Origin of the sequence: Micromonospora sp. C95, from assembly GCF_018070465.1 — a bacterium.
Taxonomy (GTDB): domain Bacteria; phylum Actinomycetota; class Actinomycetes; order Mycobacteriales; family Micromonosporaceae; genus Micromonospora.
Map to the genome: position 1 here is coordinate 21315 of NZ_JAGPXT010000019.1, position 13060 is coordinate 34374.

At 73.4% G+C, this 13060-nt stretch carries 10 protein-coding genes; 1 reads left to right on the forward strand and 9 read right to left on the reverse strand.

Going from position 1 to position 13060, the window contains the following annotated elements; all coding sequences use genetic code 11:
- Positions 1–162 precede the first annotated feature (162 nt).
- The 9 genes from KBX00_RS20365 to KBX00_RS20405 form a co-directional block, all read right to left on the reverse strand.
- A complete protein-coding gene (locus KBX00_RS20365; RefSeq protein ID WP_210829298.1) occupies positions 163–939 on the reverse strand; it encodes an anti-sigma factor in 777 nt (258 codons plus the stop codon).
- Positions 936–1628 (reverse strand): sigma-70 family RNA polymerase sigma factor, encoded by a 693-nt coding sequence (locus KBX00_RS20370; RefSeq protein ID WP_210829299.1) that lies wholly within the window; start codon positions 1626–1628, stop codon positions 936–938. The genes KBX00_RS20365 and KBX00_RS20370 overlap by 4 nt, the downstream gene beginning before the upstream one ends.
- A gap of 83 nt (positions 1629–1711) precedes the next feature.
- A complete protein-coding gene (locus KBX00_RS20375; RefSeq protein WP_210829300.1) occupies positions 1712–2569 on the reverse strand; it encodes a spermidine synthase in 858 nt (285 codons plus the stop codon).
- Positions 2569–3534, reverse strand: a complete 966-nt coding sequence (locus KBX00_RS20380; protein WP_210829302.1) for a hypothetical protein — start codon at positions 3532–3534, stop codon at positions 2569–2571. Before KBX00_RS20380 ends, KBX00_RS20375 begins: the two co-directional genes overlap by 1 nt.
- A gap of 7 nt (positions 3535–3541) precedes the next feature.
- On the reverse strand, positions 3542–6016 hold the full coding sequence (locus KBX00_RS20385; RefSeq protein WP_210829304.1) for an AAA family ATPase: 2475 nt from the start codon (positions 6014–6016) through the stop codon (positions 3542–3544).
- Positions 6016–7164: an exonuclease SbcCD subunit D gene (locus tag KBX00_RS20390; RefSeq protein WP_210829305.1), complete on the reverse strand. Its 1149-nt coding sequence runs from the start codon at positions 7162–7164 to the stop codon at positions 6016–6018. The genes KBX00_RS20385 and KBX00_RS20390 overlap by 1 nt, the downstream gene beginning before the upstream one ends.
- A gap of 15 nt (positions 7165–7179) precedes the next feature.
- Positions 7180–8931 carry an ATP-binding protein gene (locus KBX00_RS20395; RefSeq protein ID WP_210829306.1) on the reverse strand — a complete coding sequence of 584 codons (1752 nt, stop codon included), beginning with the start codon at positions 8929–8931 and terminating at the stop codon, positions 7180–7182.
- A 254-nt stretch (positions 8932–9185) separates the two neighbouring features.
- Positions 9186–11492 carry a hypothetical protein gene (locus KBX00_RS20400; protein WP_210829307.1) on the reverse strand — a complete coding sequence of 769 codons (2307 nt, stop codon included), beginning with the start codon at positions 11490–11492 and terminating at the stop codon, positions 9186–9188.
- Between the two features lie 49 nt (positions 11493–11541).
- Positions 11542–12288: a pyrimidine reductase family protein gene (locus KBX00_RS20405; protein WP_210829308.1), complete on the reverse strand. Its 747-nt coding sequence runs from the start codon at positions 12286–12288 to the stop codon at positions 11542–11544.
- A 151-nt stretch (positions 12289–12439) separates the two neighbouring features.
- Here KBX00_RS20405 and KBX00_RS20410 point away from each other — a divergent pair, with 151 nt between their 5' ends.
- Complete coding sequence (locus KBX00_RS20410) at positions 12440–12985, forward strand: plasmid pRiA4b ORF-3 family protein (protein WP_210829309.1); 546 nt, start codon at positions 12440–12442, stop codon at positions 12983–12985.
- Positions 12986–13060: the final 75 nt, after the last annotated feature.

Consider the following 13060-nt stretch of genomic DNA (forward strand, 5'->3'; position numbering starts at 1 on the left):
GTCAAGGATGAATCCGAAAGGGTGGGCAAGTTCACAAGGATCCATTGAACCGTCCGGGTGCTCTGTCCGTGTGAGTCCGTATCCCCAGCTGGCTGAGTCGCCTGACACCGGGGAAAGACCGAAGGCCCGCCTCGGGCCGAGGCGGGCCTTCGTGGACGTGGATCAGGCCGTGGGGACGGTCACCAGAGTCTCAGTGGCTCCCCGCGAGTCGATTTCCTGCACCTCGAAGTGCTTGATGTCGTCCAGCTTCGTCGAGGTGGCCGCCGACAGGGCCAGCAGGTTCGGGTTGGCGTTTGTGCCGTACCCGCCGTCCGGCACCGACCAGGTGGAGACGACCTCGGTGGAGCCGTCGTCGCGCACCACCACCAGGCGGCAGGTGCGCGGCCCCGGCAGCTTGCCCAGGCTGAAGTCCATCTTGGTGCCGAAGTCCTTCGAGGTCAGCCAGAACGTCGCCTCGACGCCGGTGGCCGGGTCGGTGACATCGACCTGCTCACCCTCCTGCTCGTTGCCGCCGAAACCCGGACCGCTGGGGTTGCCGGGGCGGTCGCTCGGCGGGTCCACCGGAGCCGTGGTCGGCCCGGCGATCGGCGGCGCCGTGCTGCTGTCGGTGAGGTTGCTGAACACGACACCGGTCAGCCCACCGAAGACCACCACGGCCGCCGCGGTCGCCAGGACCTGCCGGAACCGGGCCCGCCGACGGTGCGTACGCAGCGCCACGAGCGTCCGGTCCAGCAGGACCGGATCCGAGTGGGTCTGCTCCAGCGCCGTGATCGACTCCTCGTCGATGTCGGAGAGCAGCCCGACCACCGGCACCATCGTCTCCAGCTCGGCGGCACAGGCCCAGCAGGTCGCGAGGTGTTCCTCGAACCGCTCCATGTCCTGTTCGTCAAGCACGCCGAGCGCGTACGCGGCGACGTCCATGTGGTCAACCCGGCTCATTCCGTCACCCCCCTCTCCTGCAGAGCTGTGCGCAGCGCGCGCAGCGCGTAGTAGACCCGCGACTTCGCGGTGCCCAACGGCAGACCGAGTTCCTCGGCCGCCTCCGGCACCGTACGGCCCCGGAAGTACGTCGCCACCAGGATCTCCCGGTGCGACTGACTCAACGTTCGCAGCGCGTCCGCCACCGTCATCGACCGCAGCACCCGGTCGGTGCTGTCGGCCTCGGCGAACGCGGTCAGGTCCCGGTCGTACGTCTCGGCCGGGCGGGCCTGCTCGCTGCGGTGCTCGTCGATGGCGATCCGGCGCGCCACCGTGACCAGCCACGGCCGTAGCGACCCCTGTCCCTGCGCGCCCAACCGGTGCGCGTTGCGCCAGGCTCGCAGCAGCGTCTCCTGGACGATGTCCTCGGCCCGTTGCCGGTCTCCGCCGGTCAACCGCATCACGAACATCAGCAGCGGTCCGGCGTGTTCCGCGTAGAGCGTGCGGACCAGCTGGTCGGAGTGGGCGGCTTCGGTGGTGGAAGCCTGGTGGCGGCCAGGGGTGGGTCGCGGCGTCACCGGGCTATTCTGGCCAGCCGCCGCACGAGAGTCGACCCCACGGGTGGACGTGATCGGCCGCGACTGGGACCGGGCGGACATCCAGTCCACCCGCACCCGGTCGCCCTGCCAACCGACCGCCAGTGCGTGCATGCAGACCTCCGACGTCCCTGGACAGAAAGCCGTCCCCCCACGGGCATGGCTGCTGACTGGTACGGAAGGCGGTGCCGAACGGATCAACGTCGGGCGGAAAAAATCCCCGGCGGCGGTGGCGTCGAGTCGACGGCGTCGCCGTCGTGCACCACCGTGGCGCCCCCGGTGAAGTGGTCGAGTTCCGCCTCGGCCAGCACCCGGCCGGGAAACCAGTCGCCGGCGGCCCGGCGAACCAGCGCCGCCACCGGCGGCTCCTGCCGGCCGGCGACGAGCACCAGATTGCCGTAGCGCCGGCCGCGCAGCACGGCGGCGTCGGCGACCAGGCACGCCCGGGGCAGCACCGTGCGTACGGTGGCCACCTGGCCCCGGGCGAAACGCAGCGGCGGGCCGTCGGCGACGTTGGCCAGGTACCAGCCTGCCGGGTGCAGTACCCGGGCCGCGTCGGCGACGTACTCCACCGAGGTCAGCCGGGCCGGTGTCCGGGCACCGGCGAAGGCGTCGGCGACCACCACGTCGTAGCTGGCCTCTCGGTATGAGGCGAGCACCGCCCGCGCGTCACCCACCCGTACCTTCAGGCGCGGATCGGCCCGCCACGGCAACGTCCGCCGGACCAGCTCGACGAGCGCCCCGTCCACCTCGACCACCCGCTGCGTCGAGCCGGGACGGGTGGCGGCGACGTACCGGGGCAGGGTCAGCGCACCGCCACCCAGATGCAGCACCCGCAGCGGGGCACCCGCCGGTGCCACCAGGTCGATCGCGGCGGCCAGCCGGCGGACGTACTCGAACTCCAGGTGCGTGGGATCGGTCAGGTCCACATGCGACTGCGGTGCGCCGTCGAGCAGCAGCGTCCACGAGCCGGACCGGTCCGGGTCGGGCACCAGTTCGGCGAGCCCGGTGTCGACCGGCTCGGAGATCCGGTCGGCGTCGCGCCGCCGGCCCATCAGCGCCCGGCCCGGGCGGCGGTGCGGGCGGCGACGGTGAGCGCGCGATGCAGCAGCCGCGCGTCGCCCAGGCGGGAGCGCAGCAACCGCTCCAGCCCGGCGATCGGCACCAGGTTCTGCGGGGCCCGGGGATCCTTGTACGGGCTGGACGCGAACCGGGGCAGGGTGACGAGCGACAGGTCGGCCAGCCGTACCGCCTCGGCGATCTCCAGGTCGGCGGAGCACTCCAGCCGCACGATTCCGGCCCAGGGCGCGCCCGCGGTCACCGGCAGCCGCAGATACCACGACCAGCCACCCCAGGCGGTGCCGAGCCGGAACACCGGTGACCGCTGGCCTGGCGCGAGGCCGGTGACCACGGCGGTGAGCCGGGCGTCGAGGTACTGGCTGTGCTGGGTCTTGATGTAGCCGAGCGTGCGCGGCAGCTGCCGTCGGTTGCGCAGCGGCCCGTCCACCACCAGCAGGTCGTCGTCGGTACGCGCGGCGGCCGAGACCTGCACCTCCAGGGCGGTCAACGGCCCCTGCACCGCCGCCGGCAGCTTGGCCAGCTCACCGCTGCCGCCGACCCGGTGCACCGGGTAGCGGACGTTGCCGGCCACCACGTCGGTCGCCGACGGGCTGGCGGTGAACAGGCCCCGCCCCACCGTGGCGCCGGCCAGTTGCGCGGCACCGCGATCCAGGTCGCAGCGCATCACCCCGGCCGCGTACGAGGCGGCCAGCCCGGGAAACGAACCGCCGTCCTCCTCGGCCGTCCAGATGCTGGCGTCGATCCGGCGTACCCCGTCGACGAGCAGCACCACGTCGGGTGCCCGGACGCCCGGACGGGGGCCGATCGCCCGCCAGTCCACCGCCGGCAGCTCGTGTTCCGCCTCGACCTGGGCGCTGCTCGGTGCGGCCGGGCCGGCCGGCGACGCCTCGAACGACGCGCCGTAGCCCGGATCCCAGGCGTCGACGAAGAAGCGGTTCATGCCCGCATCACCGGCCGGTCCGTTCCACCCGGGCCGAGCGGGCGTCCTTGTGCACCTCGAAGCGGACCGGGATGCGCTCGGCCAACGCCGGCACGTGGGTGACCACGCCGACCATCCGGTCGCCCCGGGCGGCGAGATTTTCCAGGGTGGCGGCGACCGTGTCGAGGGTGGCCGCGTCGAGGGTGCCGAACCCCTCGTCCAACACGATGGACTCCAGGCTCGCCGCGGTGGTGGACATCCCGGCCAACTGCTCGGACAACGCCAACGCCAGCGCCAGCGACGCCTGGAACGTCTCACCGCCGGAGAGCGTCCGCACCCCGCGCCGCAGCCCGGCGTCGTGGTGGTCGACCACGAAGAACTCACCCTTGTCGTGGACCAGGTCGTACTGGCCGCCGGAGAGTTCCCGCAGGATCCCCGACGCGCCGTCGACAAGCAGATCCAGCGCCTCGGCCAGCAACCACCGCTCGAAGTTGTTGGCCCGCAGGTGCCCCGCCAGCGCCCGAGCCGTCTGCGCCTCGCGTTCGTGCCCGGCCCGCTGCTCGCGCAGCGTGCCGGCCTGCTCGCGTCGTTCGGTCAGCCGGCGCAGCTCCGCCTCGGCCCGCTCCACCGCGACGGTGGCGGCGCGGACCGGGTCGTCCGGGGCGGGCAGCCCGGCGTCGGCGAAGATGCCGGCGATGCGATCCGCCGCCGCGCCGGCCGCCGTCTCGGCCTCGACCACCGCACCGGCCAGCCCGTCCCGCTGCGACCGGCGGTGCTGCGCCTGGTCCCGCGCCCACTTCGCCAACGCGGACCAGGCGGCGGCGACATCGTCGCGGTCGGTGGCCGGCGGCCCGAACCGGGCCACCGCGTCGCGGGCGCCGTCGAAGCGCCGCCACACCGTCCGGAGCCGATCCTGTGCCGCCTCGACCGCCGCCCGAGTCTGCCGGGCGGCGTCCCGGCCGGCCCGGAGCGCCGTGGTCGCCTCGTCCAGCCCCCGCCGCAGCCGGGCCAGCTCCGCCAGCCGCGCCCGCAGCGCCTCGGGAGTGGCGGCACCGGCGAGCCGCTCGTCCAGCTCGGCGAGTCGGGCCCGCAGCCCGTCGTGTTCGGTGCGGGCGCGCAGCAGCACCCGTTCCAGGTCACGTGCGGCGGCGTCCCGCTCGGCGACGAGTTTCCGGGCCGCCTCGTTGGCCGCCCGGGCCGCCTTGCCGGCGGCCACCGCCCGGGCCACCGCCGAGCCGGCCGGAACCGCCGGCACCCGGGCCACCGTCTGCTCGCACACCGGGCAGGCGTCCCCGTCGGTCAGGTGGGCCCGCAACGCCGTCGCCTGGTCGGCGGTCTTCGCCTCCTCGTGCGCCTGGAACGCCGCCGCCAACTCCGCCTCGGCGCGCTCGGCCGCCGCCTGCGCCCCGGTCAGGGCCCGCACCGCCGCGTCGTGCTCGACGCCGGCCGCCTCCATCCCGGCCCGCACCTGGTCCGCCTGGGCGGACAACTGCTCCCGGTCGGCGTACGCCCGCAGCAGCATCCGCAGGGCGCTCTCGTCGCCGGCGGCGGCCAGCTCGCCGCGCAGCTTCTCCTCGCGCTCCTCGGCCAGCGACACCGCGGCCGCCGCCGCCTCGGACTCGGCCCGCGTCGCCGTCACCGCCCGGGCCACCTCGGCCACTCCGTCCGGCGCCCGCACCTCGTCCAACGTGGCCAGTTCGCCGTCGAGCGTGGCCAGCGCCGCGTTGGCCTCCCGCACCGTCGTGCGCGCCGCTTCCAGTTCCGGTACGGCGGCGGTCACCGACCCGGCCAGTTCCCGCATCCGGTCCACCTGGCCGGTGGCCTGCTCCAGTGCCGCGTCGTCGACGTCGGTCAGCGCGGCCAGCAGCTGGTCGACCGCCTCCAGCTTCGCCTCCGCCTGCCCGGCCCGGGTGGTGGCCCGCTGCTGCACCTGCTCGTACACGCCGAGACCGAGCAGGTTGACCAGGATCTGCTGCCGGGTGGCCGGGCGGGCGTGCAGGAAGTCGGCGAACTGGCCCTGCGGCAGCACCACACAGCTGGTGAACTGCTCGTACGGCAGCCCGACCGCCGCCAGCACGGCCGCGTCCATCTCCGCCGGGGTGCCGGCGACCACCTCGCCGAGATCCTCCGGGCTGAGCCCGGTGTCCAGCTTGGTGACGTCGAACCCCTCCGGCATCAGCTGCAACCCGGCACCGGCGGTCTTGACGTTGCCCCGGCCGTCGCGGCGCACCACCCGGGTGGCGACGTAGCGGGCCCCACCGGACTCGAAGACCAACCGGACCCGCGCCTCGGTGGCCGACGGCGCGAGCGCGTTGCCCAGCCCCCGGGTGCCGCCCCAGCGGGGCACCGTGCCGTAGAGCGCGAAGCAGATCGCGTCGAGCACCGTCGACTTGCCGGAACCGGTCGGCCCGACCAGGGCGAAGAAGTCCGCGTCGGTGAAGTCGATGGTGGTGGCGTCGCGAAATACGGTGAAACCGGCCAGGTCCAGGCGCATCGGCCGCATCAGTGATCAACCTCTTCGAGCAGTTCGTCGAAGAGTTCCCGGACGCCCTCGTCGGCATGGCCCCGGCTGTCCAGATAGTCGGCGAACAACTGCCGGGGTGAGCGGCCGGACCGCTGCGCCACCCGGGTGCCGCTGCCGGGTGCCGGCACCAGCTCCGGGTCGATGCGGATCTCCAGGGCCCGGGGCAGCAACTGCTGCACCTCCTCGCGCAGGCCGGCGCGGGGCTGTTCGCGCACGTACACCCGCAGCCAGCCGTCCGGCGGGGTGATCTCGGCGAGCTGGGCGAGGGTGCCGCGTACGGTGCGCAGCGTGGTCGCCGCGGTCACCGGCTCCTCGCGGATCCGCGCCGCCGTGGTCGCGGTGACCTCGACCAGGGTCACCGCCGGGACGTTCTCCTGCTCGCCGAAGTCCACTGCGAGCGGAGCACCGCTGTAGCGGATCGGGCACGGCCCTGGCACCCGCTGGGCGCGGTGCAGGTGCCCGAGCGCCACGTAGTGCGCGGTGCCGGGGAAGACCGAGGCGGGCACCGCGTAACCCATGATGGTGTGCGCGTCCCGTTCGCCGCCGCCGGTGGCCGCGCCGACCACCGTCAGGTGGGCGGTGACCAGGTGCACCCGGTTCGGCTCGTCGAAACCCTCGGTCAACCGGGCCAGGATGCGGCCCAGATGGTCGGCGTACGTCTGGGTGGTCTCGGCGGCGGTCAGCTCGTACATCTCCACCGCCCGGACCGCGTACCGCTGGGACAGGAACGGCAGGGCGGCCAGCCGCCAGCGTTCCCCGGCGGCGGTGGTGCCGTCGATGACGTGTTCGGCCGGATCCTCGCGTACGCCGCCGCGCAGGGTGATGCCGGCTGCCTCGGCCCACGGGCGCAGCGCGTCCAGGGCCGGGCCGTTGTCGTGGTTGCCGCCGATCGCCACCACGTCCGCGCCGGTGCGGCGCAGCGCGGTCAACGCCCGGGTGACCAGGCGGGTCGCCTCCGGGGTCGGTGCCGCGGTGTCGTAGAGGTCACCGGCGATGACGACCAGGTCGGGCCGTTCCCGCCGGGCGATCTCGATGACCCCGGCCAGCACCTGCTTGTGTTCCTCGGCCCGCGACTGCCCCTTGAGGACCTTTCCCACGTGCCAGTCGGAGGTGTGCAGGATCTTCATGCTGTTACCCCCGGGCTAGAACGGGATGTCGTCGTCGGTGCCGCCGCCGGACCCGACGACCGCGAACGGGTCGGCGGACTGGGTGATCGACCGCAGGGTCTGCGACGGCGCGGCCCCCGCCTCGGAGACCCGCGTCGCCCAGGCCGGGAACGGGAACTCCAGACAGAGCGGCACCGGGATGTCCGGCTGGTTGACGAACATCGTGCCCGGCTTGGCCAGCAGCGCGCGTTGCCGTTGGGCGGGCGGGAGGAAACCGTACTCCGGGCGGGACGCCTCGGCCGGATCCAGCCGGCCCACCACCCGGATCGCCGAGTTGGTGACGATGCGTCGCTCCACCTCGCTCGCGGTCTGCTGCGCGCCGATCAGGATCACGCCGAGCGAGCGGCCCCGCTCGGCGATGTCGAGCAGCACCTCCTTGATCGGGGAGGAGCCCTCCCGGGGGGCGTACTTGTTCAGCTCGTCGAGCACCACGAACAGCAGCGGCTTGGCGGTGCCGGACTTCTCCTTGCGTTCGAACTCGCTCTTGAGCGTCACGCCGACCACGAAACGTTGCGCCCGGTCCGGCAGGTTGTGCAGGTCGACGACGGTGACCTGGGCGGACTCGGCGGTGTTGATGCTGTGCGGGCGGCGGGTGGCCAGGTCGCCGCGGATCAGCCGGGACAGATCCTTCTTGCTGCCGATCAGCCGGCGGGCGAACGCGTTCACCGTGCCCAGCCCGACCGCGCTGCCCGCCCAGTCGCCGCGCGTCTCGTCGTCGCTGAGCTGCTCGACGACGTGGTCGACCAGGTCGCCGTAGCTGCCCAGCCGGACGCCGTCGATGCTGACGCCGCCGTCGGCGGGCTGGGCGTACCGGGCCAGGTGGGCGGCGACGGAGTGGACCACCATCGTGTACTGCTGGCGTTCGTCGTCGGCGTCGGCGAAGACGTACGGCAGCAGGCGGTCGGCGCAGAACTCGGTGAGCGTCCAGTAGAAGCTGTCCACGCCGGTGAGCCGACTGCTCACGTCCGGTGTGCCGGACGAGTCGCCGACCCGGGGCGGCGCGTAGACCCGTACGTCGGGGAAGGCGTCCGCGGCCAGGCCGAGCCGGGCGTACGCGGCCCGGGTCGGATCGTCGAGCCGGGCGTTCGGGTGGTCGAGGAAGAGCAGGTCCTCGCCCTTCACATTGAAGATCAACGCCTTGGCGTTCACCGCGTCACCGCCGAGCTGACCCGAGCGGAACACCGAGTAGAGAAGAAAGGTGGCGAAGCTGGTCTTGGTGGCCACCCCGGAGATGCCGGAGATCGACACGTGCGCGCCCCGGCTGCCGTCGAGGAAGTCGGCGTTCAGGTAGACCGGGACACCGTCGCGGCCGGTGCCCATCGGGATCCGCCGTTCCATCCGGTCGAAGTGCAGTGCCCGGGCGCGGGCGTCGCCCTCGGCCCGGTGCACCACCGCACCCGGCTGCGGCGGCACGTAGAACTCGGGGTCGACCCGGGTGGTGGTGATCTCGGCGGCCTCCTGCACCTGCGCCGGCAGTGTGCCGTCGGCGATGGCGAATACGTCGGAGTCGAACTGCGCGCCCTCGTGCCGCGCCCGGACCTGGGTGACCACCCCGGCGATGGTCACCGGCTCCCGGTCGGGCAACTCCCGCCGGGTCACCACCACGTCGTCCAGCTGGAGATAGCTGCCCGGGGCGACCGCCGTCCAGAACTGCAGGGGAGTGGCGTCGGCGGTGCCCAGCACCCGGCCCACCCCCTCGCCCGGGCCGTCGAACCCCTGGTCGATCATCGGGCAACTCCGCTCGGTCGGTCGTCGCGGTCGGCACACACGCCCTGCATCCTGCCGGAGGAGTACGACAGGTCGCCACGCGACGCGGCGCAGGCCACGTAACGACATCGCGCCGATCGCACAGGGCGATCGGAGTCTGACGGCGGGTGTCCGCGCCTCGTCCGGCAAGCCCCGCCGGGCCGCCGAACTGCCGGGCCGCCGAACTGCCGGGCCGCCGGGCCGCCGGACTGCCGGGCCGCTCGGCGGCGGGGCCGTCAGGGCGTCGGGTGCAGGCTGGTCCCGGTGGCTGGCCGCAACCGCCCGGCCAGGTCCCGCACGGCCGCCTCGTACGCCTCGTCGGTGTGGTACGGCCAGTGCCGGTTGACCGGCGGCGGGACGGTGTCGTCGGGCGGCACAGTGATGCCACGGGGATCGCGCAGCCGCCGGTCGACCGTGCCGACGGGCCCGGTGACCCGTGGCCGCTGGCCGGGGCGGTGGGCCGAGAAGATCGGTCCGCCGACCGAGTCGGTGTCCCGCCACAGGTTCACCCAGCGCCACCCGATCCGGTCGCCCAGTTCGGTCAAAATGGGGCTGCCGAAGAAGGCCGGGCACAGGCGCGCGTACACCCGGTGCAGCGGGCTGCCGTGGGTCAGCAGCGCCACCCGGGGCAGCACCCGGGACGGCAGTTGGAGCAGGGTGGCGGCGGCCAGCACCGAACCGTGGCTGTGCCCGGAGAGGATCACCCCGCCGTGGTCGGCCAGCGCGGCGACCCGTTTGGCCAGTTCCGGTACCGCCCGCTCGGCGTAGCAGGGCGGCGCGAACGGGTGCACCGTGCGTGGCCAGAAGGTGCCGAGGTCCCAGATGGCCGCCACGGTGCGTCGGGTCTCCTCGGAGCGGTAGGAGAACAGCCCGAGCACCACGATGCCGAGCCCGAGCAGGCCGATGACGTAGATCCCCGCGTCGGTCACGAGGGCCAGGTCAGTGGCCACCTGACCATCGGTGCCGGCCAGTTGCCGGCTCAGCTCCGACGGCCCGATGCCGATCAGGTCCAGGGCGACGACGGCGACGCCGACCACCGACAGCACCAGGAAGACGGTGAACATCGGGCCGAGATGCTCGGCGATCGCGGACCGGGCGACGATCTCCCGGACGTCCGCACGTCGGGGCAGCGCCTCCGGCGGGGGGTCGGGGAAGTCCCGCCGGACGACCTCCTCGGCCATCCGGCGTCGTCGCCGACGGGTCACGGCGATCCGCCAGAGCGCCGTCGCGGCGACGACCAGGACTGTGATCAGACCGGCCAGGGCCGCCCATCGGTAGGAGACCGGTGGTTCCAGCGGTGGCGCGCCGGACCGGTCCGGCCGGGCCGGATTCGGGATGTCGCCGCGGTCGAGCAGGTCGGCGACGCGGTAGACGAGCGCGGCGGCGAACCCGTACGCGACGGCGATGGACACGGCAGCGAAGATCGGCGTCGCGAGCCCGCTCAGCCAGAACGTGCCGGCGGTGCGGCTACGCCGCCGCTGCTGCAGCGTGGCCGCGACGAGCCCGCCGAGCAGCGCGGCCTGGACCGCCACCAACCCGGCCGCCGCGCCCTCGTACCCGGGCAACTGTCCGTGCGGCGGCTCCGGCTCCACCACCACCGCGCTGTAGAGCAGCGCGAGCACGGTGAGCGTGACGGCACCGATCCGCAGTGGCCGGATGCCGCGCAGGTCGACCGGTCCCCGGCCCTGGCCCTCCGGCGCGGCGCGCGCCGGTCGGAGCAGCAGGGCGACGCAGGCCGCCAGCAGCACCCAGGTCGCACCGAGAAGCAGGTGCGCGACCGGCGTGGAGTGCACATGAACCAGCGCGGCGAGCAGGCTCGCGTCGAGCACACCCAGCCCGACCGCGACGTGAATGGCGCGCAGCCGGTGCACCACGAGTGCGTCGTTCCAGAAGCCCGGACTGTCGATGCGATCCTCTCCGCCGCTGGTGCGGTCCTGCCCCCGGGCGGCTGGAAACGCCTCGAACACCCGGGCCGACCGTTCGCCGAGCCACCAGAGCAGCCGCAGGGCGCCGATCGGCACCAGGGCGAGCAACGCCAGGCGAGGTCCGAGCGGCAGGTGGGCCAGCCAGGACAGGTAGCCGCGACCACGCAGGCAGGGCTGGTAGGGAACACACTGCCAGCCGATGATGTCGACGGTCACGCCGACCACGGAGAGCATGAACGCGGCGGTCAGGGTGGCGGCGAGCAGCCGGCACAGCGGACCGATCACACCGCCGGCCCCACCGGTCGCCGGCCGCGTCCACACCGCGAGGTTGACGAGCATGAACGGCAGCAGGAACAGCAGCGACGCGGTCCGCACCGCACCGCCGGCGGTCAGCGCCCCCCAGCGGTACGCCTCGACCCGCAGCGCCTGCGGTCGGTCGCTGACGCCGAAGCCGGGCCGGGGACGGTAGAAGCCGGCGTTGTCGTCGCCGGCCACCCTGGTCACCACCGGGTGGTCCAGCAGTGTCTCGGCGGCGGCTCCGGAGACCCCGTGGACCCGCAGCTCGACCACCTCGTACGCCACGTCCCCGCCCTCCGGCAGCCGTCGACACGGGTTCACGCTAGTGAGCAGAACTGCGGTTGTGTGGCCTTTTCGGGCGGGTCGCCGGTCAGTGCCGGGCGTGGCGCAGCAGCAGGGTGCCGTCGTCGGCGCGAAGTACGTGCCGCAGCGGCAGGCTGCGGGCGGGACTCGGGACACCGGCGGTGATCCGGCCGGGTCCGGCCCCGGCGAGCAGGGGCGCGATCGAGAGGCACACCTCGTCGACCAGGTCGGCGGCGGTCAGGGCGCCGAACAGGTGTGGACCGCCCTCGCAGAGCAGTTGACCGAGTCCGCGTCGGCGCAGTTCGGCCAGCCCGGCGACCAGGTCGACCAGGTCGTCACCGTGGCGTACCAGATCGGCCACGGCGGTCAGGCCGGGCGGCGCCGCCGCGTTGCGGTGAGTGAGCACCACGGGTCGCACGGGTGCGTCGGCGAAGGCGGCCTGGGCCGGATCGAGGTCGAGGGTGCCGGAGACCACGACCAGGGTCGGGTACTCGGCCAGTCCGTGCGCACGTCGCCAGGCCCGGCGTCGCTCGTCGAGCCGGATCGCCCGGTAGCCCTCGTGGCGCAGCGTGCCGGCGGCCACCAGCAGTGCGTCGCAGAGCATCCGGAGCAGCCCGAAGACCCGCTTGTCGGGTGTGCCGGACAGCCCGGCCGAGTAACCGTCGAGACTGACCGCACCGTCGACGCTGGTCACGAAGTTCATCCGCAGGCGCGGCTGGTCGGCGCGTCCGTACCTGGCGATGAGCGTGTCGTCGTCCACCGGCTCGGGTGACGGGTCCGGCCAGAGGATGGAAATCGGTGCTCTGTCGCTCATTCGCCGGCCGGACCGGTGACGGGAGGGGTCGGTCGGGGGGTACGGTGCTGGCAGTCGCACCAGTTCCGGCCCGGGCAGTCGTCATGCCGCCGCGCCCGGCACGCTCGGCAGATCATGCTCGCAGCCTATGCCGAGGGAGGATGGCACACCCATGCCGCGTCAGATCTTCCAGCTGAGGATGTCCCTGTCCGGCGTTCGTCCGGCGATCTGGCGTCGGGTGCTGGTACCCGGCGGCTACACCCTGGATCGGCTGCACCGGGTGGTGCAGCACGCGATGGGCTGGCGGGACTGCCACCTGCACTCGTTCGAGATCGACGGCGTGCAGTACGGCGAACCCGACCCCGACGGCGAGCTGGCCCTGCACGACGAGTTGGACGTCCGGTTGGACGCGGTGGTCGGCAAGGGCAGCCGGTTCCACTACACGTACGACTTCGGTGACTGGTGGGAGCACGACCTGCTGGTGGAGGACGTCTTCGGTGCCGAGGTGGACGAGCGCTATCCGAGCTGCCTCGACGGGGAGCGGGCCGGTCCGCCGGAGGACGTCGGTGGCCCGCAGGGCTATCGGCTGCTGCTCGCCGCGCTGGCCGAGTCGGGTCATCCGGAGCATCGGACGATGCGGGACTGGGTCGGCGCCGCCTTCGACCCGGCGGTCTTCGACGCCGGTCGGGTCGACACCCTGCTGCGTCGTCTCTGTTGACTGCCGCCGACTCCATCGACCATTGTCGGTGCGCAACCTATCAGCCATTCCCGATTGCTTGCCGGGTCAAACGAG